Below are 24,525 nucleotides of genomic sequence, written 5' to 3' on the forward strand. Positions count from 1 at the left end.
TGTTGTTACTAGTGTGACTCGTCGCCTAGAGCGCGTCTACTCCAACAGCATCTTTAACACTATTAAAGCCGTCTTTTCTAAGCATTTTTGCAAGACCGCGCTTTAGCGTTGTAATTTGTTGAGGGCCTCTGTACATAAGAGAAGAAACGAACATAACTAAGTCAGCGCCGTTTCTAATCTTTTGATACGCTTGTTCAGCGGTAAATACGCCGCCGATTCCAGCAATTGCAAAGCGAGACCCGAACTCGCTTCTAGTGCGCTTAATAAGATCGTTGCTTGCGGCAAATGTTGGAGCCCCTGAGATTCCACCTTGCCAATCCGCTGGAATGTCTAGCCCATCTCGATTCTTGCGCAAGTTTGCAATGCTAACGCCATCAACCTTATGCTCGCTTAAAACGTCTAGCAAAGACTTAAATTGAGGCCATCCGCCCTTTAAGTTCAAAGGCATTTTTACAAGAGTTGGCTGAGGTCTGCTTACTTTGTCTAAAACACTAAAAAGCTTATCTAAAGCATCTGGATTGCTAAAAGGCTCGCCAGCCATAGTGTTTGGGCAAGAAATATTAACCTCAATCATCGAGCTTTTGCCGCTTGCGCGCTCCATAGATATGCGATAATCTTCAATGCCTTCGTCTAAATCACCAACAAGATTATCGTTAGTTCGCGCAATGCTCACAGAAATTTGCATGCTTTTAGCATTCGTCCACGCTTTTTCTACTCTAGGAATCACAAATTCGCTGCCATCGTTTGCAAGACCTGCATGAACAAGAAGTGAATCATATTGCGGAAGCCTATGATACCAAGGCTTAGCGTTTCCTGCACATGGACGAGCAGTTGTGGAGCCAACTGTTTCAAATCCAAAACCAGCGTTATCTAGAACTGTACACAAATCGCAGTTTTTATCGAGTCCTGCGCTTAAGCCAAATGGATTCGCAAAATCCACTCCCATAACTTGCGTTTGTAAAATTGGATCCGTGTAGTCAAGCATTTGTCGCAAAAGCCACATTAATCCAGGAATGCGCTCGCTTGTTTTGCAAAATGCAATCATGCGGTCGTGTGCTTCGTCTGGAGGAATGTTAAACACTAAGTGTGGCTTAATAATGTGCTTGTAGCTAAAAGTAAATAAGTCTGTTGCAGCAAGATTCACAGCATTGTGTAAAGAATTTTCAGATACGTAACTCATGATTCAATACTATACGACATCCAATATTATGCGACTTTCCGGGTTTTGTAGTTCTAATCGGTGTGTTGAACAACGAATTCGGGAGAAAATGACGCTTTTTGTTGTTGATTTTGGTGTGTTGAGCTACAAAATGCGTCAACTATTTCCGCTTTTTGTAGTCGAATGCGCTGTTTAGAACAACAAAGTGCGGAAGAACCGTTCGCGCGCATAGTATAGTAGCACAGCTATATTTGTGAGTTATGCCTACTTATGATTTGGGACTAGAACATGTTTCCCTTGAATTTGCAACAAAAACGATTTTCAAAGACGTAACTCAAGGCGTTTTTGAAGGCGATCGCATAGGAATCGTAGGCAAAAATGGAGATGGAAAATCCACTCTTTTAAAGCTTCTTCAAGGCGCGATTGACCCAGATTCGGGAAGAGTTACGCGTAGAAATGGCCTAACTTTTGGCATTTTAAGCCAGCGAGACCCGCTAGACGATAATGCTACGGTTCGCCAGGCTGCGCTAGAAAATCGCCAGGATTACGAGTGGGCTGCAGATTCAAAGCAGCGAGAAATTGTGGAGGCTCTTTTGGGCGGAATCAACCTTGAAGCTAAGGTTGGTACGCTTTCTGGTGGACAGCGTAGGCGCGCGGATTTGGCAAGACTTCTGCTGCATGATTGGGATATTTTGGCTTTGGACGAGCCTACGAATCATCTTGATGTGCTTACAATTCATTGGCTTGCGGAGCATCTTTTGCACAGATGGCAAGATGGTCAGGGTGCGCTTTTGCTTGTTACGCACGACAGGTGGTTTTTAGACGAAGTTTGCTCTTCTATGTGGGAAGTTCACGATGGCGCAATTGACCCGTTTGAAGGCGGCTACAGCGCTTACATGATGCAGCGCGTTGAGCGCGAACGCCAGGCGGATGTTCGCGAGGAGCGCAGGCGGAATTTGGCGCGTAAAGAGCTTGCGTGGCTTTCTAGAGGTGCTCGCGCTCGTTCTACAAAGCAAAAATTCCACGTTAAGCAAGCTCGCGAGCTTATAGCAGACGTTCCGCCAATGCGAGATACGCTTGAGTTAAAGCGAATGGCCACTTCTCGACTTGGCAAGCAAGTTGTTGATTTGATTGACGTTACGCAAATTTTTGAGGATTCATCAAGTCCTGTTGCATCCGATGCGGATATTGTAAAATCGCCATTTTCCCAGCCTGCGCATGATGGTAGCGTTACGATTTCTGTAGACGAATCGCAAGCAGCCGCAGATTTGCAAGCAGACGCGCAGTTGCAAGAATCGCAATTATCGCAAGAAGAATCGTCATTAAAAGAAACGTGTGCAGCATTACAAAAAACGATTAGCGGCCGCATGATTTTAGACAATCAAACGTGGCTAATAGGACCTGGAGACCGATTCGGCATAGTGGGAGCTAATGGCGCTGGAAAATCAACGCTTTTAAGCATAATAGACGGCTCTTTGCGTCCAACTAAAGGTCATGTAAATATTGGCAAAACTGTAAAATTTGCCGTTCTTTCTCAGCGCTTAGAAGAGCTGGAAAAGCTTGGAAAATATAAGGTTAAAGAGGTTTTGAGCCGATATAAGCCAAGCTACATAATCGACGGCAAAGAAGTGACTCCTGGTCAGCTTATGGAGAGGCTTGGTTTTAAGCCAGAGCAGCTTATGACGCCAATCGCAGACCTTTCGGGCGGCCAGAAGCGCCGCATGCAATTGCTTTTGATTCTTCTAAACGAGCCAAATGTGTTGATAATGGACGAGCCTGGAAACGACTTAGATACAGACATGCTTGCCGTTATGGAAGATTTGCTAGACACTTGGCCAGGAACTTTGATTGTTGTGTCTCACGATAGATACTTGCTTGAGCGAGTGACTGATCAGCAATTTGCGTTGATTGACGGGAAAATTCGCCATCTTCCAGGCGGAGTTGATGAGTATCTAAAGATTATGGAAGACTATGATCGCGCAAATATGCAAGAATCTAAGGCAGATTTTGAGGCGAGTTCCAGTGATGGTTCCAGTGCGGTTGCTGGCGATTTGCTAGATGCGGATTCTGCGGAAAAATCCAATCAAAAATCCAATCAAAAATATGAAGCAAAATTAAGCGGAAAAGCGTATTACGATGCTACAAGAAGAGTTGCTGCAATAGAGCGCAAGCTAGAAAAGCTTGAAGAAGAAAAAAGCGCGATTGAGCAAAAAATGGCAAGCCACGATCCTAGCGATTTTGTTGGCTTGCAAGAGCTTAACGAGAAGTTGCAGGCGAATCAAAGAGAATCTAGCGCGTTAGAAGAAGAGTGGCTTACGCTTAGCGAGCAAATTTGATACAAAAGTCTACGGTTTTGCAGATCGATTTTGCTCAAGATTAATGCCGCGTGCTAGTTAATGCCGCGTGCTAAATTGTTGAATTATGGCTCAAATTAAGGATATGTTGGAATCTGTAAAACCTATTCGCTTTGATGGCAGAGATGTGGACGAGTTGCGGCCAGTAAAAATCACGCGCAATTTTACAAACGTGCCAGAAGGCTCCGTTCTTATTGAGTGCGGAAACACGCGCGTTATGTGCACTGCCACTTTTACTATTGGAGTTCCGCGCTGGAGGCGAGACACTGGTTTAGGTTGGGTTACAGCCGAGTACTCAATGCTTCCAAGAGCCACTGCTGAGCGCACTGATCGCGAGTCTGTTAAGGGCAAAATCGGCGGCCGCACGCACGAGATTAGTCGTCTTATTGGTCGCTGCCTTAGGGGCGTTATAGACATGAAGGCAATGGGCGAGTGCCTTATTCAAATCGATTGCGATGTTCTTCAAGCAGATGGCGGCACGCGTACAGCTTCGATTACGGGTGCGTATGTTGCTCTTGTAGATGCGCTAAATTGGGCCGAAAAGCACAAGCATATTCGCAGCGCTAAAAACGTTCTTAAAGACTCTGTTTCTGCTGTTTCAGTGGGCGTGATTAATGGCACTCCAATGCTTGATTTGCCTTATGTAGAAGATAGTCAAGCTATGACAGATATGAATGTTGCTATGACTGGTTCGGGCAATTTTATTGAGATTCAAGGCACGGCGGAGCATCGCCCGTTTAATCGCGATGAGCTTAACGTTTTGCTTGATTTGGCATCTAAGGGGAATCGCGAGCTTCAAGCGGCTCAGCGTGCAGCTTTAAGTCAAAATTAAATAAAAGTCAAAATTAAATTAAGCCAAAATTAAATTAAGCCAAAATTAAATAAAATTCAAAATTAGATAAAATTTATGTCTGTTTATTCGATAAATTACTAAGGAGTGGCGAGCGTGAAACTTGTTGTGGCAACGCATAATGAGGGTAAACTCGTTGAAATTAAGCGGATTCTTAACGAAGAGTTTGCGGAAATATCGGAGCATATTGAGCTTGTTACTGCTGGCTCTTTGGGGCTTCCAGACCCAGTGGAAACAGGCGTGACTTTTGAGCAAAATGCGCTAATCAAGGCTAGAGACGTTGCGCAAAGAACTGGATTACCTGCGGTTGCTGACGATTCTGGCTTGATTGTAGACGTTTTGGGCGCGGCTCCAGGCATACTTTCTGCGCGCTGGAGCGGGGTTCATGGAGACGATAATGCCAATAACGCGCTTTTGCTTAAGCAGCTTGAGGATATTCCAGACGAATGCCGAACTGCGCGATTTAGATGCGCGGCGGCTCTTGCTGTTCCTAAAGACTGCGTTGATGCGGATCTGGAAAACGCTATGTGGAAAAACAACGGTTTTGAGACTGTTCGCGTTGGAGAAATGGTTGGGCGCTTGATTCGTGAGCCTAGAGGTTGCAACGGTTTTGGCTACGATCCGCTTTTTGTGCCAAATAATCAGCCCGTTAGGGATGGTGTTCAAATGCACGATTTAACTAGCGCGCAGCTTAGTCAGCAAGAAAAAAATGCGATTTCTCATCGCGGCAACGCTTTGAGGGCGATTTTGCCTGAATTAAAAGCTATGTTTATTGAGTAGTTGCGATTTAATTTGCGATTATAGTTGCGATAAACTAACGATTTTAGCTTGCGATTAAACTACAAAATGTGCGCGAGATGGGACTTGAACCCACACGTCGTAAGACACAGGAACCTAAATCCTGCGCGTCTACCATTCCGCCACTCGCGCAAAATCGCCTAAACAGGCAAAAAATGGGTTTTTAAGAGCCACTTGACAGAATCGAACTGTCGACCTTCTCATTACGAGTGAGACGCTCTACCGACTGAGCTAAAGTGGCAATTGCCCGAGAAGCATTCGCGACTCGCGCACAAATCAAATACTATATATGAATATTTCGATTTTGTCTAGTGCGCCGCGCCGTAATGTTCGCATGTGTTCTAGTCAAAGTGTATTTCTGTCCGCTTTTGTGAGTATCTTGGCAATTGGAAGATGTGATGCAAGCGCCTTGCTTTAGCTCATTTTTACACTTGTTTACATTATGATTTTTGCTTACGATTCATGATGATTTTGCATTGTGTTTAAGTGTGCCAAAGATTGTGCTTAGACTTAAAACATTTATATAAAACATTTATAAATCATCACATCACTTAATAAAGATGAAAGGACCTAGAAATGGCCATCAATCCACCAGTTGACGCCGTTAAGACCCCAGAATGGGCTGCATTGCAAAAGCACTATGATGAGTTGCAATCCGAAGGCGTGAGCCTGAAGAAGTGGTTTGCTGAAGATGCAAATCGCGTGGATAAGTTGAGCTTCGAAGCTGGAGATCTCCACTTCGATCTTTCTAAGAATTTGATTAAGCCAGAAACGCTTAAGCTTTTCGCAAACCTTGCTAAGGCTGTAAAGCTCGACGAGCGTACTAAGGCAATGTACACTGGCGTGCACATTAACAACACCGAAGACCGCGCAGTTTTGCACACTGCTTTGCGCCGCCCAGCCGAAGACGCTGGCAAGTTTATTGTTGACGGTCAAGATACCGTTGCAGACGTTCGCGAGGTTTTGGGTCGCATTTACGATTTTGCTAACGAAGTTCGCTCCGGCGCTTGGAAGGGCGTTACTGGCAAGAACATTAAGACTGTTGTAAACATTGGCATCGGCGGTTCCGACTTGGGTCCAGTCATGGTTTACGAAGCCTTAAAGCCATACGCAGACGCTGGTATTAGCGCTCGCTACGTTTCTAACATTGATCCAAACGATATGGCAGAAAAGACCAAGGATTTGGATCCAGAAACCACGCTTTTCATCATTGTTTCCAAGACTTTCACCACTTTGGAAACTTTGACTAACGCTCGTAGCGCTCGCACATGGTTGCTTAACAAGCTTCAGGAGAGCGGCGCCATCGACGGCAGCGATGCAAAGAAGGCAGAAGCTGTTGCAAAGCACTTTGTGGCTGTTTCTACCAACCTCGAAAAGGTTGAAGAGTTCGGCATTAACCCAACTAACGCCTTTGGCTTCTGGAACTGGGTTGGCGGTCGTTACTCCGTTGATTCCGCTGTTGGCACTTCTTTGGCTGTTGTTTTGGGACCAGAGCGCTTTGAGGAATTCTTGAAGGGCTTCCACGCAATCGATACCTACTTTGCTGAGACTCCATTCGAGAAGAATGTTGTTGTTCTTCTTGGTATGCTCAACGTTTGGTACCGCAACTTCTACAAGGTTGCTTCCCACGCTGTTCTTCCATACGATCAGTACTTGCATCGCTTCCCAGCGTATTTGCAGCAGCTCACTATGGAATCCAACGGCAAGTCGGTTCGCTGGGACGGCACTCCTGTAACCAGTGAAACTGGCGAAATCTTCTGGGGCGAACCAGGCACCAATGGCCAGCACGCTTTCTACCAGTTGATTCACCAGGGCACTCAGCTTATTCCAGCTGATTTTATTGCCTTTGTAAACACGCCAAATCCTACTAAAGATGGCGATCAAGACGTGCACGAGCTTTTCTTGGGCAACTATCTTGCACAGACTAAGGCTCTTGCTTTTGGAAAGACTGCAGACGAAGTTCGCGCTGAAGGCACTCCAGAAGAGATTGTTCCGGCTCGCGTATTTAGCGGCAACCGTCCAACCACTTCCATCTTTGGCGATGCTTTGACCCCATTTAGCTTGGGTGAGTTGATTGCTCTCTACGAGCACATCACCTTCGTTGAAGGCACTGTTTGGGGCTTGGATTCTTACGATCAGTGGGGTGTAGAGCTTGGCAAGCAGCTTGCAAAGCAGATTACTCCTGCAATCTCTAAGGATGATAGCGCTTTGGCAGCTCAGGATGCTTCTACGCAGAGCTTGATTCGCTTCTACCGCGCTCATCGCAAGTAAGTGAGCGAGTAGCAATCTTATTTGATTGTTGATCTAAAGCCTCTTGTTGATTAAATCTTCAAGAGGCTTTTTGCGAATCGACTTGCATGAGCGCTTAGAGCGCGCGAACAATTACCTGCTGTAGCGCGCGAGCTACATTTCCGCTTTTTGTAGCTCTAAACGGCAAAATCAACAACAAAAAGCGGAAATAGTTGACGCATTACGCAGCTCAAAGTTGTTGAATCGCTGCGAAAAATCTCGAATCTCTACCTAACTTGGTGTAGTCCTGTAGTGCGATTGTACTGAATTTTGGTGTTTTTTGATACAAACACACTACACAAACATAAAGCTGTAGTGGCTAATCTTCTTAAGTAAATTCATGTCAATATAAGTTGCGTCAAATCAATTCAAAAATAGGTTGACTTAAGAGTGGTGATAATTTATAATAAGCACGGTCGGTAGGTAAGGCTACCACGGGGATACGGGTTGCTGCCGCAACACAGTGGAGACACTGCAAGTTGGTCAACAGTCGTTGTCGATTTCAAGGCTTCGACTAATGCAACGCCATCGCCCTGCGAAGCTGAAGCTTGAACGACAAGATTAATGTTGATTTCTTTTGATTTGTAAATCACATTGTGTCTTCTTGCTTGCCGTCCGGTTCAATGACGATGCGATAGTACGGTTTTGCGTTGGCACGCACAAGCTAGAGGAGGTGATTGCTGTGAAACATGACAGTACGGGCTGTAATCAAAGTGCTAATACTGTTAACGCTGTTAGTGACGATTCAGACAGTGTTAGTAGTAGTACGGACGTTCCTCCTGAATATAAAAAAGCCAGCAATCGCCGCCAAAATACTTGCGTTTAGTGATTTAGTGATTTAGCTGATTAGGCTTACTAGCCTTATTAGTATTACGCAAAATAGTGGTGATAAGCGGCTCTCAAAGAAAATACGCGTTACCAGAGGACTTATCATGACAATATTTACAACATCTGGAAAAAGTAGTGCCAGCGCGCAAGTAGACGAAAACACTCGTTTTTGGTCCGATATTATTGTGTGCGTTGGCATAATCGCACTTTTTGGAGTAAGCGCTTTCCTTTTGCAGCGCATTAACCAACCAATTGGCCCTAGTGGCATACCTTCTGCGGTTTCAACCGACCTGATTAATTTGCCTTATTACACGCTTAGATCCGTGTTCCGCATGATGCTTGCGCTTATTGCGTCGCTGATTTTTACGATTATTTACGGCTCTCTTGCAGCGCGCAGCCGTAGGCTTGGCAAGGTTCTTATTCCGTTGCTAGATATTTTGCAATCCGTTCCAATTCTTGGCTTCCTTTCGGCTACAGTAACGATTTGGTTAGTGATTTTCCCAGGATCGATGATGGGCGTTGAAGCCGCTTCGATTTTTGCGATTTTTACAAGCCAGGCTTGGAATATGACTTTCTCATTCCACCGTTCGCTTTTAAGTGAGCCAAAGGAGTTAGACGAGGCAGTGCGCAGCTTGCAACTTACGCATTGGCAGAGATTCTGGGTGCTGGATATGCCAAACGCAATGATTCCGCTGCTTTGGAATTGCATGATGAGCGTTGGCGGCGGATGGTTCTTCCTTACTGCTTCCGAGATGATTTCCGTAAACAATCACACTTATGCGCTGCCTGGAGTTGGTAGCTTTGTTGCGCAATCTGCTGCAGAAAACAAGCTTGGAAATATTTGGTGGGCCATTTTATCCATGATTATTGTTGTGCTTGCAATCGACTTCTTCCTTTGGAAGCCGCTTACTGCGTGGGCAGAGCGATTCCGCATAACGCAAAGCGCGTCCGATGAAGAGCGAAAGAGTGCGATTTTAACGCTGATTCGTCATTCGCATGCCGACGAAGTTATTAGCAAGCTGTTTTCGCCTATTCGCGAGTGGCTGGAATTGGCTACGCGCCCATTCGGACGCACGGGTGCAAAATGGCCTCGTAAAGCGTCTGCCCGCAAGCTTGGCGATTTAGTTTTCAACGTTGTAATGATTGTTCTAATTATTGCTGCGGCTGCGCAAATGCTTTACTTTGTAGCAACTCGTACGGGTTTGCAAGAGTTTGTTACAGCTGGAGCGTTAGGCGCTTTGACTTTTGTGCGCGTTGCAGTGTTGATTTTTGTAAGCTCGCTGATTTGGGTGCCAGTAGGTGTGTATATTGGCATGAATCCTAAGATTTCTCGCGTTATGCAACCTGTTGTGCAAATCTTGGCTAGCTTCCCAGCAAACTTTGTGTTCCCATTTGCAATGATGTGGTTTATGGCTTGGCACATTGACCTTGGCTGGGGAAGTATTATTTTGATGGCTCTTGGCACGCAATGGTACATTCTGTTTAACGTTATTGCAGGCGCTAGTGCGATTCCAGACGATTTACGAGAAATGACAAGAAGCTTTAGATTAAATCGTTTGCTTAAGTGGAAGACTCTTGTTTTGCCTGCGATTTTTGGATCTTGGTGCACCGGCGGAATTACGGCCGCTGGCGGCGCTTGGAACGCTTCGATTGTTGCAGAGATTGTTGAATACGGCAAGAATCACATGGCAACTCAAGGTTTGGGCGCGTATATTACGAATGCAACAACCGTTGGTGATTCCGTAAAAACGCTTGTGGGAGTAACGGTTATGAGCTTAATAGTTGTGTTAAGTAATCGACTGTTCTGGGCGCCTTTGCAAAGGTACTCCGCAAAAAGATTCGTGTTGAATTAAACGATTGGCTAATCGCAAGTAACCGATGATTAGTTGCTTGTTAGTTGCCATTAATCGCTAAATCAATATAAATAAAATCAATAAATTCAAAAATTAAACTTATAAACTTACAAACTTTACGAAAAGATTGGCAAAATTATGAACACTTTGAACAAAAACGCGCAAAAGTCTGCGCAGTCTTCAATTACAAGCGACATTATTGACGCAAAGCACATAAGCCAGAGCTTTACTTCGGATAGTGGCACTACTCAGCACGTACTTCACGACATATCGTTTACGCTGCGCGAAGGCGAAATCGTTGCAATTCTAGGGCGTTCTGGCGCGGGAAAGTCAACCTTCTTGCGAACAATGGCAGGCTTGATTCAGCCAACAGAGGGAACAGTTACATATCGCGGACGCGAGCTTACTGGTCCAAACCCAGGAGTTGCAATCGTCTTCCAAACCTTTGCTCTTATGCCATGGCTTACAGTTCAAGACAATGTGGAGCTTGGCTTGCGCGCTAGAGGCGTTAGTAAAGAGAAGCGCACGGAGCTTGCGCTCGCAGCAATAGATGCAATCGGCTTGGACGGCTTTGAAACAGCGTACCCAAAGGAGCTTTCGGGCGGTATGCGCCAGCGTGTAGGCATTGCTCGCGCGCTTGTTTTGCGCCCAGACGCTTTGTTTATGGATGAGCCATTCTCGGCTCTCGACGTTCTTACAGCAGAAAATCTTCGCCAAGAAGTGCTTAAGCTTTGGTCTAGTGAAGAGCGTGATATCAAGTCTGTTGTAATCGTTACGCACAATATTGAAGAAGCTGTGCAAATGGCGGATCGCGTGGTGGTTTTGGGGTCTCATCCAGGTCATTTGATTGCAGACGTGCAAGTTGATTTGCCTCGACCAAGAGACAAGCATAGTGCTGAATTTGAGGCGATGGTAGATAATCTTTATGCTATTTTGACTGGCTCGAATCCAGAAAGCGATCTTGAATCGCAAAATGCGGATTCGTCGGCTGCTAGCGATTCGTCTAGTGCTGCTAGCGACTCTTTGCCTGCGGAGCAAGCGGATGCGGAAGAAACTGAGGCTGCTGCAATCGCCGATATGCTTATTCAAAAGCATCACGATGCAGAAGTGGAAGCTAAGCAAAACGAAGAGCAAGCTGATGCGGGCGAGCAAAAGCCAGAGCCAGTTGCTGTGCGCTTGCTGCCTAATGCAACGCCAGGAGGCATGGCTGGTTTGCTAGACGTTATATCGGAAGAGCCAGATGGCATTGATTTGGCTGATTTGGCTGCGGATTTGTCGTTTGAAATCGATGACTTGTTCCCGCTTGTGGATGCTGGAACAATGCTTGATTTGCTCACAGCAGAAAATGGCCATATTACGATTACGCAAGCTGGTCAAGAGTGGCATAATGCCGACATTTTGCACAGCAAGCAGGTGTTTGCGCGACTTGCGATTGAGCACGCGCCTCTTGTTCACGCGATTGACCAGGCTTTGAGCCGAAACCGCAACGGCAAGCTTCGCGGTGAGTTGATTTTGGATTTGCTTCGCAGTAAGCATACGGACGCTTTGGCTCGTCAGCAATTTGATATTGCGATTAGCTGGGGTCGTTATGGTGAGCTTTTTGACTACGATGCAGACGACGACGAGCTAACGCGTACTGTTGAAACAGCGCCGCTTAATGGCGTTGCGTGATAAAATAGTGCGAAATAGTGCTAAATAATGTCCATTATTGAGCATAAATTTATGTTCGTATGCTTTCAATAAGCGGATGCCGCATAGTCTGCTTATTAGTAGTCTAGCCAGCTTTTGAAGATTGGCGGATGGAAGCCCCAAAGAGCAAACTTTTTGGGAAAGATTATTCAAAGTAAAGTTAAAAAGTCAAAATTAAAATTAGACAATTTACTTTGATAAAACTTGCGCTGATATGCGGCGGCGATGGAGGAATTATTATGGTGAATGCTGTAGAAGCATTTGATGCTAAGCATCTTAAGGCTGCCGAAGAAATCCCAGCTTTCCGTCCTGGAGATACTGTTGACGTTAACGTTAAGATTCAGGAAGGCAACAACACTCGTATTCAGACTTTTACTGGCGTAGTTATTGCTCGTAAGGGTGCTGGCGTTCGCGAGACTTTTGTTGTTCGTAAGGTTAGCTTTGGTACTGGTGTTGAGCGTCGCTTCCCACTTCATTCTCCAGCTATCGATTCGATTAAGCTGGTTCGTAGTGGTCGCGTTCGTCGCGCTAAGCTTTACTACTTGCGCGCTTTGCGTGGCAAGGCTGCTCGTATTGCCGAGCGTCGTGACAACAGCGCTGCTAAGTAAATTTATTTAGGTTAAGGATTTACATAAGGATTAATATGCATTCCGAAGACTTGCAAAATAGCGATAATCATATTGTTAATGTAGCAGGTCACGGCTTGAATCCTTCTCCTGTTCCACCCGAGCCAGAAGTCAAGCGTAATCTTGCTTCTGGCTTTGGTGTTATGAGCGTTTTTAATTTTGGCTCTAAGAGTGCTGGGGCTGGTATGCACTCTAAACATTGCAAAATCAGGGGAAATCACGTTTCTGGTAATTGCGTGAATAATCGCGATTATACGAATTACGCTTTGCGTGGTAATAATTCGGAGCAAAATAATCGTCAAAATTCTCAAGAGCAAAATGGCTCTAAAGCAAGAACAGTAAAGCTTTTCAAAACTTCTTGGAAAGAGCTTATTGCTTGGTATCTTGTTCCTATTATTGTTGTGATTCTTTTGCGTATTTTTATTCTTGGCGTGTATTTTATACCGTCGGGATCTATGCTAGACACAATTCATATAGGCGATTACGTTGTTACATCTAAACTAACTCCTAGGGTTTTTCCGCTAAATCGTGGTGATATTGTTGTTTTTGAAGATCCCGCTAATTGGCTAAGTGGAGAAAGCAGCAGTGGTGGCATTCTTGCAGGCAAAGATTTAATTAAGCGTCTTATTGGTCTTCCTGGAGATACAGTTGAGTGCAAGGGAGATGGCGACCCGATTTTGGTTAATGGCGTTCCAGTTCTTGAATCTGCTTACATTAGGCCAGGAGTAAGTCCTAGTGCGTTTGCGTTTAAAGTAAAAGTTAAGCCAGGTCACGTTTTTGTTCTTGGAGATAATCGCGCTAATTCCGCGGATTCTAGGTATCATAAGAACGATGGAGACGACGGTTTAGTGCCAATTTCTAAAATTGAAGGCGTTGCGTTTATGCGTTTTTGGCCACTTAATCGTATGGGTATTTTTGAAAATCACAGCGATGCTTTTGACGATGTAAAAGCCAAATCTGCAAATAAGTAGACGTAAGTATACGTAATTAAGCATAAGTAGATATCGCAAATAAGTAGTGCAAATAAGTAGTTAAGAGTAGGCAAATTTGGCAATTATTCCATCTTTTGACTTTGAACAAAACCTTATAAGCAGCGGATTTGACTGGGTTATTGGCTTAGACGAAGTTGGCCGCGGTAGTCTTGCTGGTCCTGTTATGGTTGGTGCTGCGCTTTTTAGTGCGCAAAAGATTAAATCGGGTAGTTTTCCGCAAGGTTTAGCGGATTCTAAGCTTCTTAATGCGCATAAGCGTGAGGGTTTGCTGGATCCGATTGAAAATTGGTGCAATGCTTTTGCTGTTGGCTCTTGTACAAATCGTCAAATTGACGAGTGGGGTATTAGTTACGCTCTTGGTGTTGCTGCGATTAATGCAATTAACGATGTTCAAAATCGCATGTGCTCTAGCCTTAAAGATGCGCGGATTGCTGCGATTTTGGACGGTCCGTTCAATTACGTTGGCAAAGCTTTAGGTACTTTTGATGCGCCTAGTATGCAATTTTCTGTAAAAGTTCACACTTTAGTTAAGGCAGATCAAAAGTGTGCTAGTGTTTCTGCGGCTTCTGTTATTGCAAAGGTGACTCGAGATTCGTTGATGATTGATTTAGCGCAAAATCCAAAATATGCTGTTTACGATTGGGCACATAACAAGGGCTATGGTTCTAAAGCGCATAGGGATGCGATTCTTGAGCACGGCGCTAGCGATTTGCACCGTTTGAGTTGGCATTTGGGGTAGTGCGCATTTTGTGTAGCTAGCAATCTACAATTCGGCGTGTTGATGCCTGGCGTTTAGCGTAATCTTATGTGTTGTAATAGGTAGCGAATCTGTGTGTTAGAGAGTGCTTGTAGAAGTGCATTTTACGGGTTTGAAAAGTGATTTATAGTGCTTTAAGAGTTTAGATGTTAGATGTGCTGTGAGTATTAGATTTGTTTGATGTTTGATGTTTAGATATTTAGATGTTTGACTGTTTTTGTGTTTGTTTGCACTGGTTAAATGTGTTCGCTCTTATGCATAGTATAACTACGTTGATTTTGTAGGTTTTATGAACAAGAAAAGGATAGTTAAATGATTAGTCGTTTCTTTGCTTTTGTTCCAGGTGTTAAACATCTGGTTGCCTTAAGAGCGGCGTGTCTTGCTATATCTTCTCTTGCAAACATCGGTTTTGTGTATGTTTGTGTTGGTATTCTTTCGCCTATTTTGATTCCAGCAAAATATACTGGTAAATCTTTGCTTAGCTCCGTTGAGTTAACGTCTTATTTGATTTCGCTTGTTGGTATTTTGATTATAAAATACATTGCTTTCCATCAATCTTGTATTTTTTCTACCGAGATTGGCACTCGCGTAGCTATGAAGCTTCGACCGAAGATGTTGCGATCTATGATTTCGCTCAGTTCGGCTAACCGTAATGATTCTGTTGAATATTCTTCGATTTGCGTAAATGAAGATATTGCTTGGGTTCAGCGTTGGGCTGGTTTGCTTTTGCCGCAAATTTTTGCAGCTTTTCCTATGCCTTTTGCTGTTAGCATTGCGTTGTTCTCAATCAACACTTATCTAGCGAGTATTTCCCTCGTTGCGGCCGTTTTTTCTGCTTTAGCTCTTTGTACTGCGCTTTATAACGTTCGTGTTTTGTTGCGTTGTTTGTGCGCTTTTTTGGCGTATTTTATGGTTGCGGTTGCTGTTGTTTGCACGGTTTGGCTTCTTTCAGTTAGGTCTGTTGGTCTTCCTGCAGCAATGCTAACTTTGCCTCTGCTTATGTTAAGCGTGGATCCAATTCGCCGAGTTGCTAATTGCATGCATATTAAAAATCGTGCTGTTTTGGGGCTAAATAATATTGGCAATTTGTTCAAAAGTGTTGTTGCTAATGGTGGTTCTTCCAATAATTCATCTACTTTGGATTCCGAATATTCACAATCCGTGCTAGAAAAAATAGACAATAAGTCGTCTTTGAGTATTCCAGATGGCGCTAGCAACGTTTCTCTTCATGTTCGTTGTAATTTTGTTAAGAATAATCGTCCTTTGCGCGCATCTTTTAATGTTTCTAGTGGAAAACTGAATGTAATGCCAAGCGAGTATTACGATTTAGTTGCAAATAACGTTCTTAATGGCGTTACTTTTAGTTCTAAATCAAACGTTGCGCTATCTTACAGTGATAGTTACGCTTTGCCTGATTTGGGTGCGGATTCGCCATTTGTGGCATCTGATTTTGGCGATATTGTGGGAAATCCTTCTTATATAACTCTAAATAATGTAGATCCTGGTGCATTGGCGGATCTTGTAACGATTGTTCGCAAGAATAGTCACATGTTTTCTGCCACTTTGCGAGAAAACTTACTGATGGCGTCTAAAAATGCTACTACAACGTCTATGTGGCAGGCACTTGGGGCTGCTCGCGCGGATGGTGTTGTTTATGCAGATTACAACGGTTTAGACTTGCGAGTAGAAAATATTCATGCCGAAAATAAGCAAGACATTCTTAGGCGACTTGTTATGGCGCGCGCGCTGATTCGCCGCACTCCTGTATACATTTTTGACTATTCTTCTAAAGATATTAGCGCTAAAGAAGCTAAAAACTTATGCGATATTTTGCGCAAAATTGCCAAAAAAGCAACTATTCTTGTGTTTCTTCCAAGCGATAGCTACGCCACTAGTGCAGACAATTTAGTTAAAGTTAGTGTGTTTAGTGATTCGCGTGCGCGAGCTGCATCTGTAGGCGCACTAAGTGATGATTCAAACGGAGATTTACGCGCGCAAAGTGGCGATTTAAGTGGCGATGAGCGTGAAAATGAGCGTGAGAATATTGCGCATAATAGTGGCAAAAAATCAAAAGTGTCTTACTTAAAGAAAGCATTATTTGCCATTCTCAGTGCCTTCTCAACTGTAATAAATATTGTTTGCGCTTTGCTGATTCCTGTTTGCGCAATCGCAGCAATGTTTGCTATAGCAAGCAGGCCGCTTTTTGGCTTAGGTGTTAAAGACTATGTTCTTGTTGTAGTTGTTTGCGCATGCTTAAGATGCTTAACGCTTGTTGCGTCTTTTGCAGGACTAGACCTTCATCACGCTCACTTACACAAGGCAGGTCTTAGTATGAGCGTTGGAATGATTCTTTCGATTATTCCAGCAATCGTTTTGCTAAGCTACTTTAGTGTTCAAATCGCGATTTTTGCGTCTGTGATTTGTTTGCTAATCGTGTTTGTAATTCCAGGATTGTTTAGTTTGAGCCTTAAAAGCTTTATTAATAAAGTTCATCTAGATCAAAAAATGGTTGAACTAGAAGTAGACGATGTGGAACTTGGTTTGCAAGAAGTATTGGCATTCCGTCAAGGAGACTATTGCGTTAAACGAGTTGTTGATTCAATGCGAAAATTGGCTCAGCAACGCGTAAGATTATCGCGCAAAGTCGGCAGAATGCAAGCGATTCTTATGTCGGTTTCGCTTATTGGAATCGCAAACGCAATAATGCTTGTTTCTAGCACAATCCACCCGCTTGTAACTAAGAATCCGCAATGGAACGTTGTGTACGCAGTTATGGCAATCATTATTCTTATTAGCCTTATTCAGCAAGTGCTCAACATTGTTATACGTCGTATTCCTTGGGTTGTAGATATTAATCATGCTGCGCAATCGTAGTAACCGTAGTAGTCGTAGTAACCGTAGAGTAGGTGATGCGCGCTATAGCAACGCTCCAATCTCTAGAAGCGTAACGTCTTTTATATGGCTTATTGAGCTCGCGATTCTTGTAGGCATTGTTATTGGCTTAGTTTTGCCTAAAATCAACCAAGATGTTGGGAATATTACTGGAGAATACGTTGCCAGTGGAGATGCTGCAGAAAAGCTTAGCAAGCTAAAAGTAGATAAGTCGCATGCTTCTGGATATAACAGAAGCGTTTTTGGGTATAGAACTACAGACGATGATAAAAACGGTTGTGATGTTCGAGAAGACGTTCTTGCGCGCGATTTAACGCATGTTCGCTTTAAGTATGCGGGATCTTGCAAAGTGGCGTCTGGGCTTTTACACGACCCATATACAGGATTAGATATTAATTTTGTGCGAGGCAGAAAAACTAGCGCGCTTGTTCAAATTGACCACGTTGTTGCTCTAGAAAATGCTTGGCAGTCGGGTGCTTGGAAGTGGAATCGTGCTAAGCGACTTAAGTTTGGTAACGATATGCTAAACCTTCTTGCTGTGCAAGGAGCAGCAAATCAAGAAAAAGGCTCTGCTTCTGCAGCGTATTGGCTTCCATCTAATAAGTCTTTTAGATGCGATTATGTAGCTAGGCAGATTGCTGTTAAGTATAAGTATGATCTTAGTGTTACAAGCGCGGAAAAGCAGAGTATGGCTTCGACTTTGCATGGGTGTTCTGCGCAAGAGCTGCCTACAAAGTAGAGCGGTGAGCGGCGTTGTTGCGTTGTTGTGCTGTGCAAATAAAAAAGTGCGCAAACCAAAACTGATTTGCACACTTATTAGTCAACGTTAATATTAAAGGCTTAAAGCCACGTTAGGCTTAGGCTTAGGCTTTTAGGCTTCCCACTTAGTAGGCTCAATAACCTCTTTGCCACCCATGTATGCTTGCATAGCCTTTGGAATATCAATCGAACCATCTTCATGCTGATGATTTTCCAAAATAGCAACAAGCCAGCGAGTAGTAGCCAAAGTGCCATTAAGCGTGCTAACTGGGCGAGTTCCGCCATCTTCCATGCGCTCGCGAACATTCAAGCGACGAGCCTGATACTCCGTGCAATTAGAAGTAGAAGTAAGCTCGCGGTAACGGCCTTGCGTTGGAACCCAAGCTTCGCAATCAAACTTGCGCGCAGCAGAAGAGCCAAGGTCGCCGGCAGCGGTGTCAATAATGCGGTAAGGCACTTCCACCTTAGCAAGCATCTCTTGCTCCATGCCGAGTAACTTTTGATGTTCTGCGCGAGAATCTTCTTGCTTGCAATAAACAAACATCTCTACTTTATCGAATTGATGCACGCGAATAATGCCGGAAGTATCTTTTCCAGCAGCACCAGCTTCTCGGCGGTAGCAGCTCGACCAACCGCAGTAGCGCAAAGCGCCATTGCGTAAGTCAAGGATTTCATCTTCGTGCATGCCAGCAAGAGCAACCTCGGATGTGCCAACTAAGTATTGGTCATCTGGCTCGCGAAGGCGATAAATCTCGTCTGCGTGAGAATTCAAGAAGCCAGTTCCGCGCATAACTTCTGGACGCACAAGTGTTGGCGTAATCGCAAGCGTAAAACCATGCTCTTCTGCTTGGTCTACAGCCATTGTAAGCATTGCGATTTGCAAGCGAGCTACAGCTCCGCGCAAGAAGTAGAAGCGAGAGCCTGCAACCTTTACGCCTCTGCGCATATCGATTCCAGCAACGCCAGTTCCAAGAGTTAAGTGATCCTTTGGCTCAAAGCCTTCTGCCGCAAAGTCGCGAGGTGTGCCAACCTTCTTAACTACAACATAGTCGTCTTCTCCACCTTCTGGAGCTTCGTCTTCTACAATGTTAGAAAGCTTCCACATTGCTGTTGTGTAGTCTGCAGTAGCTTGCTCGGATTGAGCCTTAAACTGTGCAACTTTTTGCGCTAACTCTTTTGTTTGTGCAATAAGTTCGGCTTTTTGATCTGCGCTTGCGGCTGCTACCTTTTTGCCGATTGCTTTTTGATCGGCTCTAGCTGCCTCAAATGCCTTTAGGCTTGTGCGGCGCAAATCGTCTGCGCGAAGCACTTCATCGACAAGTTCTACGGACTCGCCACGCTTGCGTTGCGACTCCTTAACTACGTCGGCATGTTCACGAATAAATTGGATATCAAGCATGTTTTCTAGCCTAGTGCCGCAAGGCGACAGATGATGCTAATAGCTACAGATGATGTGAATAACTACAGTGCAAATGAGTACGTGTACGTGTAAAATTTATTAAATCTTGTTTTAAGGAGTAAAAATGGCACTTATTCACGCTACTCAAGAAGATTTTGAGAAGATTGCAAGCACCAACGAGGTAGTTGTTGTTGATTTTTGGGCCACTTGGTGCGGTCCTTGCCGCGCTTTTGGGCCGATTTTTGAGCAAGTAAGCGCAAAGTTTGAAGATGTTCCGTTTGTTAAAGTAGATATTGATCAGTCTCCAGATTTGGCGAGTGCAGCTGCGATTAAAGCGGTTCCAACAGTTATGGTTATTAAGCGCGGAGATGTTATTTATCGTCAAGCTGGCGCTTTGCTTCCAGCTGATTTAGAAGATTTAGTTAATCAAGCTAAAGCTTATGATCCTAGTAAAGATGATGAAGGTGATTCTGTAAGCGAGTAAAGCGGATTTAATAAGAGTGTGAAATAATCTCAAAAACCTTGATTTTTAGGGCTTCTCTTTACGTAAGACTACAATTATATATACTTTGTGCAAAAAGTCGTATGACTAAAAGTTATATAACGAAAAGTCGTATAACGTTTTAGGTTTACACTTTGCACTAACTTCTATCAAGGAGAGTTATGACAAGTCACAGAAAGAAAACTGTTACGCTTACTTCATTGAGCATGCGTCAATGGGCAAGAGTTGCAGTGATTTTTATTAGTATTGTGGCTGTTGTAGTTCTTGGAATTGTTTCTCGAAACTTTTATTCTGGTTCCAAATCAAATTCCGCAAAGTCTTATGTAACCGCCTATTCGGCTACAGATAGCGAAAATCAGGTTTCTCGTGGAGCATACAGAAACTCGCTCAAACCATCTAAAAAAGGCGCAACTTCTTATATTACTGTAAATATAAATGGCCATCATCGCGCGGTTTTTGGAACAGATTTTACAAACGTTAAGTCAGTTTTAGAAGCGGGAGACATAACTTTGGATTCGCACGACGTTGTTACGCCGTCTCTTGATTCAAAGGTTAACGAAGCTACAGTTATAACCATTAAGCGTGCGGGAGCAAAGTTAGAAACTTCCGACGAGCCTATTGCGTTTAATACGGTTAAAAAAGAGACATCTGCTCTTCCAAAAGGCACGGAAAAGGTTAAAGATCAAGGTGCGCCTGGCGTTATGGAAACGAGCAAAATCGTTACGCGTGCAGGTAAGAAGATTGTGTCTTCCAACGTTTTTGTGTCTTTTGTTAAGCAAGCTCCAAAAGATAGGGTTGTTCTTGTTGGAACTGGCGGCGCTAGTGTAGATTCTGCTTCTGCTGAGTCTATTGGAACCACAGTTCCAGCTGGTGAGATGCAAGAGTGGGCTCATTCGTGGCTGCTTTCAAACGGATACAGCGAGGCTGATTTTACTGCTACCGTGTTTATTATCTCGCACGAATCAGGCTGGCGCGTAAACGCTATGAATCCTTCTGGCGCATATGGTTTGCCTCAAGCTTTGCCTGGAAGGAAGATGTCTTCTATGGGAGCCGATTGGGCAACTAATTATCAAACTCAGCTTCGTTGGTTCTGGAATTATTGCAATGGTCGTTATGGCTCAATCCAGGGCGCGTATAGGCATTGGTTATCGCACAGAAGCTACTGATTTGGCGTGTAGCTACTGATTTGACTTGTAATTATTTTTTCGAGAATCGTGGGGTTATAGAGAATCGTGGGTTTTTAGTTTTGTAAACAACATAGTTTTGTAAACAACAAACTCACGGAGTAGTCTTATAGCTTGTTTTAAGGCGATTATTGTAGAGTCGAGTATATTCCTTGATTTTGCAATAATCGCTGATTATTTTATGCGTGTTTTGCAAATATGGAAGGAAGTTTAAGTGACAATATTGCCTAGAAAATCATGGTTTAATAAGAGTAGTGACTCTGTTAGCAAGTCTTATAAATGCAAGCCTTTTGGGAATTTGCGTGAACTTAGCCATGCTCTTGTTGGTGAGCAGGCGTATAAGAACAATCGTCTTACTCGAGCAGCCTTGGTTTCTTTGGCAATTCTAACCTTTATAACGTTTATTGGTAATTTTGCGCAATTGCAACTTACGGCCGCGCTGCCAACTATTGTGCGCGAATTTAACATTAGTGTTACTACAGGTCAGTGGCTTACATCTATTTTTCAGCTGATTATGGCCATTATGGTGCCGCTTACTGCGTTTTTAACTAGGCGATTTTCCACTCGTCAAATCGTTATATCGTCTATGATTCTTTTTACGCTCGGCTCAATTATGGCATGGCTTAGCAATGATTTTATTATGGCGTTGGCTGGTCGAACTTTAGAAGCGATTGGCACGGGCGTTATGTGGCCTGTATTGCAAATCACTGTGTTTTCCGTGTATCCAGTAACGAGGCGAGGAATGGCAATGGGCAGCGTTGGAATGGCTATGAGCATTGCGCCTGCAATCGGACCAACTGTTGGTGGCATGCAAACCGATTTTAATGGGTGGCGTTCAATTTTCTTGTCGCTTAGTATTATTGGCGTAATTTCTATTGTTCTTTCTGCGTTCTTCTTGCACAATTTTGGTGAGCAAGATCGCAGCGCCAAAGCCGACTTTTTCTCTGTTGGGCTTTCGATTATTGGCTTCGGCGGCGTTATGTTTGGCTTTACAAATATTGAAGCGTACGGAATTGCTAGCGCGTTTTCTTGGGCGCCTATGCTTGTTGGTGCGTGCGGAGTGGCGTGGTTTGTTGTGCGACAATTGCGCGCGCACGCGAGTGGTAAGCAACCGCTACTTGGCATTAACGTTTTGAAAAATCGCTATTTTACAGTTGGAACGGCTTGTGCATGCTTAACGTTCTTTGCGTTTAGCTCGATTATGGTTGTTATTCCGCTTTATATTCAGTCTGATCGCGGTTTTTCCGCCACTATGAGCGGACTTGTGCTTTTGCCAGGCGCGTTTGGAATGGCCATTTCGCAATACTTTGGTGGGCGTATGCTGGATCGTTTTGGCGTGCGGCCAGTGGCAATGGCTGGCTCGTTGATTTTGCTTTTTGGCACAGTCATGATGAGTCTTATAGACATGCATACGTGGATTTGGTGGATTTCTATTTGGCAATTTACGCGTCAAATCGGCATGGGTTTCTTGCTTATGCCTGTTACAACTTGGTCATTAAACTGTTTGCAACAAAGCGAGCTTGGCGACGGGTCTGCTGTGACTAACACAATGCGACAGCTTTGGGGTGCGATTGGTGCGCCTGTGCTTGTTGTAACAATGGCTACTTTTACGCAATGGCATCACGTTCTTACGGGAGTCGGAAGTGCGGATAACGTTGCAGCTAGTATTTTTGGCGTGCAATGGACTTTGAGAATTAGCGCGATTATTACGGCTATTATGGCTTTGATTGTTATTTTTGGCGTTAAAGGAGAAGGAGCAGGTTCTGCTCATCAGCTTGCGCGCAGGGCGATTGATCGTATGCGCGTTTTGCACATTCCGCACGCATCGGAGCATAAAGACGTTATGCACGATCATACGCATCATCAATACTGATATCTTTGCGCGCGCGACGACCTGCCTTTTCGCTTAAAGCGTAGCGCGAAAAGGCAATTCGGAGCGCTGAGCTTGCTCAGGTTGAAAGCACGGTGTGCTTTCAACGCAAGCGAAGACGTGAGCGCGCTGTAACGCGCGAACGACATTCTCTGCTTGGTGTTGTAGGAGGGCTGGCTAATTCTTGTCTCACAACGCTCCGCCTATTACGTGTAGTTTGTTGTTGCGGTTGTTCCGTTTTGGCTTTGATTTTGTTTTTTGTGTTGAGGTTTGTTTGTAGGGTTAGTCATTGGATTATTTGGTATCGGCTGCCGCTCTTATACTGTTCGACCAAGAATCACCCAGCCCTCTTGCATGCTTGAACAATTGCGTGGTTTTTATCACCGAGATTCTCGGTTTTTCTTCTTCATTCGATGAATCACCACCTTCGGCGCTGAGGTTCATCTCATTCAGTGCGAAAAATCTCGAATCTCTACAGTGCTTGGTATTGCGCGCATTTTGCGTAAGCATTTGTTCGTTTTGCCAGATTTTACGCGATTTTTGTTAAATACCTAACGTTTTGAGCCTAGAAACGCTCATTTGCGTTTGTTTTTTGCATTTACTTGTGCGATAATGTTCACATGATTTCTTCACAGCGTCAACAATTGATTTTGAGCCGCCTTCGCACCAGGGGGGCCGTGCGTATTACCGCTCTTTCTAAGGAACTCGCCGTTTCTGCAATGACAATTCGCAGGGATATTGCGGAGCTTTCGGATCGCGGTCTTCTAAAGCGCGTGCACGGTGGTGCTGTTACAACTAACACGCTTCTTTCGGAGCCGCTGTTTTCCGTAAAGTCGCAGATGGATATGGGGCTTAAGGATGCAATCGCCGCTAAGGCGGTGGATTATGTTCAGCCAGGAGATGTGATTGCAATAGGTGGCGGCACAACAGCGTATGTGTTTGCTCAACATCTTCTTGAGTCGCGCAGGGCGTCTGGAATCACGATTCTAACAAATTCGATTCCAGTTGCGGAGCTTGTTCAAGCGCTTGAATCCAAAGACATTGAGGTTATTGTTACAGGCGGTGTTATTACGCGTTCCAACTCGTTGGTTGGGCCTATTGCAGATAAAGTTGTTTCGTCTTTGCGCGTAAACACAGTATTTTTGGGAACGCATTCCGTTAGTTTGCCTCGTGGGTTCCTTATGCCAAATTCGCTGGAAGCTGCTACAGATATGGCTTTGATGGATATTGCGGATCGCACGATTATATTAACGGATCATACTAAGTGGACTTGCACGTCGCTTTCGCTTTTTGCGCGATTTGACCAGGTTGACACTGTTATTACAGACGATTGCTTAGATGCGGATTCGCAGCTTCGCACTCGCGAGTTGGTTAAGAATTTGGTTCTTGCGCCAACAGTTACTGGCGAATAGCTTACGTGACGACCTGCCTTTTCGATTAGGCCTCGCAAGCTATTTTCCTACTTAGCGTTGTGGGAGGGCTGGCTAATTCTTGTCTCACAACGCTCCGCCTATTGCGTGTTGCTTGCTGTTGCGGTTGTTCCGATTTGGCTTTGATTTTGTTTTTGGCTTAAGTTTGTTTGTAGGCGTGTGCCATTGGATTATTTGGTATCGGCTGCCGCTCTTATACTGTTCGACCAAGAATCACCCAGCCCTCTTACGTGTTTGAACAATTGCGTATTGCTTAATCGCCTGAGATTCTCGATTTTTCTTGCTACTTCAGCG

General features: G+C 44.4%; 18 protein-coding genes, 2 tRNA genes and 1 riboswitch. Of the genes, 16 read left to right on the plus strand and 4 right to left on the minus strand.

The features are described 5' to 3' along the window. Positions 1–25: 25 nt before the first annotated feature. Complete coding sequence (locus ACPEIW_RS01665; RefSeq protein ID WP_422111612.1) at positions 26–1,180, minus strand: quinone-dependent dihydroorotate dehydrogenase; 1,155 nt, start codon at positions 1,178–1,180, stop codon at positions 26–28. A 239-nt stretch (positions 1,181–1,419) separates the two neighbouring features. Between ACPEIW_RS01665 and ACPEIW_RS01670 the strand changes: the two genes are divergently transcribed. The 3 genes from ACPEIW_RS01670 to ACPEIW_RS01680 all read left to right on the plus strand — a co-directional run bounded on the left by ACPEIW_RS01670 (position 1,420) and on the right by ACPEIW_RS01680 (position 5,143). Next, the gene (locus tag ACPEIW_RS01670; RefSeq protein ID WP_425664000.1) at positions 1,420–3,495 is read left to right on the plus strand and encodes an ABC-F family ATP-binding cassette domain-containing protein; all 2,076 of its coding nucleotides are present in this window, start codon (positions 1,420–1,422) and stop codon (positions 3,493–3,495) included. Positions 3,496–3,580: 85 nt separating this feature from the next. Continuing rightward, a complete protein-coding gene (rph, locus tag ACPEIW_RS01675; protein WP_020758001.1) occupies positions 3,581–4,345 on the plus strand; it encodes a ribonuclease PH in 765 nt (254 codons plus the stop codon). A 114-nt stretch (positions 4,346–4,459) separates the two neighbouring features. After that, on the plus strand, positions 4,460–5,143 hold the full coding sequence (locus tag ACPEIW_RS01680) for a non-canonical purine NTP pyrophosphatase (protein WP_016636464.1): 684 nt from the start codon (positions 4,460–4,462) through the stop codon (positions 5,141–5,143). Positions 5,144–5,212: 69 nt separating this feature from the next. Here ACPEIW_RS01680 and ACPEIW_RS01685 read toward each other — a convergent pair. Together ACPEIW_RS01685 and ACPEIW_RS01690 are read right to left on the minus strand one after the other, a co-directional pair. Beyond that, positions 5,213–5,293 (minus strand) — tRNA-Leu (locus ACPEIW_RS01685). A gap of 36 nt (positions 5,294–5,329) precedes the next feature. After that, positions 5,330–5,402: transfer RNA gene (locus ACPEIW_RS01690), tRNA-Thr, on the minus strand. Between the two features lie 335 nt (positions 5,403–5,737). Here ACPEIW_RS01690 and pgi point away from each other — a divergent pair. From pgi to ACPEIW_RS01735, 9 genes are all read left to right on the plus strand, one after another. Next, the gene (pgi, locus tag ACPEIW_RS01695) at positions 5,738–7,432 is read left to right on the plus strand and encodes a glucose-6-phosphate isomerase (RefSeq protein WP_004131739.1); all 1,695 of its coding nucleotides are present in this window, start codon (positions 5,738–5,740) and stop codon (positions 7,430–7,432) included. A 426-nt stretch (positions 7,433–7,858) separates the two neighbouring features. Next, positions 7,859–8,019: riboswitch (M-box (ykoK) riboswitch) on the plus strand. Between the two features lie 113 nt (positions 8,020–8,132). Then, positions 8,133–8,276: a hypothetical protein gene (locus ACPEIW_RS01700; RefSeq protein WP_162861482.1), complete on the plus strand. Its 144-nt coding sequence runs from the start codon at positions 8,133–8,135 to the stop codon at positions 8,274–8,276. Positions 8,277–8,382: 106 nt separating this feature from the next. Continuing rightward, positions 8,383–10,131, plus strand: a complete 1,749-nt coding sequence (locus ACPEIW_RS01705) for an ABC transporter permease (RefSeq protein WP_425664004.1) — start codon at positions 8,383–8,385, stop codon at positions 10,129–10,131. 138 nt (positions 10,132–10,269) lie between these two features. Next, entirely contained in the window at positions 10,270–11,802 is a 1,533-nt protein-coding gene (locus ACPEIW_RS01710) for a nitrate/sulfonate/bicarbonate ABC transporter ATP-binding protein (RefSeq protein WP_425664006.1), read from the plus strand. Between the two features lie 257 nt (positions 11,803–12,059). After that, a complete protein-coding gene (gene rplS, locus ACPEIW_RS01715; protein WP_004127473.1) occupies positions 12,060–12,428 on the plus strand; it encodes a 50S ribosomal protein L19 in 369 nt (122 codons plus the stop codon). A gap of 35 nt (positions 12,429–12,463) precedes the next feature. Then, positions 12,464–13,417: a signal peptidase I gene (lepB, locus tag ACPEIW_RS01720; protein ID WP_016636362.1), complete on the plus strand. Its 954-nt coding sequence runs from the start codon at positions 12,464–12,466 to the stop codon at positions 13,415–13,417. A 76-nt stretch (positions 13,418–13,493) separates the two neighbouring features. Further along, a complete protein-coding gene (locus tag ACPEIW_RS01725; RefSeq protein ID WP_016636363.1) occupies positions 13,494–14,177 on the plus strand; it encodes a ribonuclease HII in 684 nt (227 codons plus the stop codon). A gap of 330 nt (positions 14,178–14,507) precedes the next feature. Then, positions 14,508–17,069 carry an ABC transporter ATP-binding protein gene (locus tag ACPEIW_RS01730; protein ID WP_425664009.1) on the plus strand — a complete coding sequence of 854 codons (2,562 nt, stop codon included), beginning with the start codon at positions 14,508–14,510 and terminating at the stop codon, positions 17,067–17,069. Further along, positions 17,053–17,826, plus strand: coding sequence for an HNH endonuclease family protein (locus tag ACPEIW_RS01735; protein ID WP_425664011.1), 774 nt, complete (start codon positions 17,053–17,055; stop codon positions 17,824–17,826). Before ACPEIW_RS01730 ends, ACPEIW_RS01735 begins: the two co-directional genes overlap by 17 nt. 132 nt (positions 17,827–17,958) lie before the next feature. Here the strand turns inward: ACPEIW_RS01735 and serS are convergent, their stop codons facing one another. Beyond that, positions 17,959–19,245, minus strand: a complete 1,287-nt coding sequence (serS, locus tag ACPEIW_RS01740) for a serine--tRNA ligase (RefSeq protein WP_425664013.1) — start codon at positions 19,243–19,245, stop codon at positions 17,959–17,961. Between the two features lie 124 nt (positions 19,246–19,369). Here serS and trxA point away from each other — a divergent pair, with 124 nt between their 5' ends. The 4 genes from trxA to ACPEIW_RS01760 all read left to right on the plus strand — a co-directional run bounded on the left by trxA (position 19,370) and on the right by ACPEIW_RS01760 (position 24,213). Further along, positions 19,370–19,729, plus strand: coding sequence for a thioredoxin (trxA, locus tag ACPEIW_RS01745; protein ID WP_425664015.1), 360 nt, complete (start codon positions 19,370–19,372; stop codon positions 19,727–19,729). Between the two features lie 179 nt (positions 19,730–19,908). After that, positions 19,909–20,913, plus strand: a complete 1,005-nt coding sequence (locus tag ACPEIW_RS01750) for a G5 domain-containing protein (protein WP_425664017.1) — start codon at positions 19,909–19,911, stop codon at positions 20,911–20,913. Between the two features lie 232 nt (positions 20,914–21,145). Continuing rightward, the gene (locus ACPEIW_RS01755; protein ID WP_060785881.1) at positions 21,146–22,804 is read left to right on the plus strand and encodes an MDR family MFS transporter; all 1,659 of its coding nucleotides are present in this window, start codon (positions 21,146–21,148) and stop codon (positions 22,802–22,804) included. A gap of 617 nt (positions 22,805–23,421) precedes the next feature. Then, positions 23,422–24,213, plus strand: a complete 792-nt coding sequence (locus ACPEIW_RS01760; protein WP_116689381.1) for a DeoR/GlpR family DNA-binding transcription regulator — start codon at positions 23,422–23,424, stop codon at positions 24,211–24,213. Positions 24,214–24,525: the final 312 nt, after the last annotated feature.

It is taken from the genome of Gardnerella piotii, from assembly GCF_049815665.1.
Classification (GTDB): domain Bacteria; phylum Actinomycetota; class Actinomycetes; order Actinomycetales; family Bifidobacteriaceae; genus Bifidobacterium; species Bifidobacterium piotii.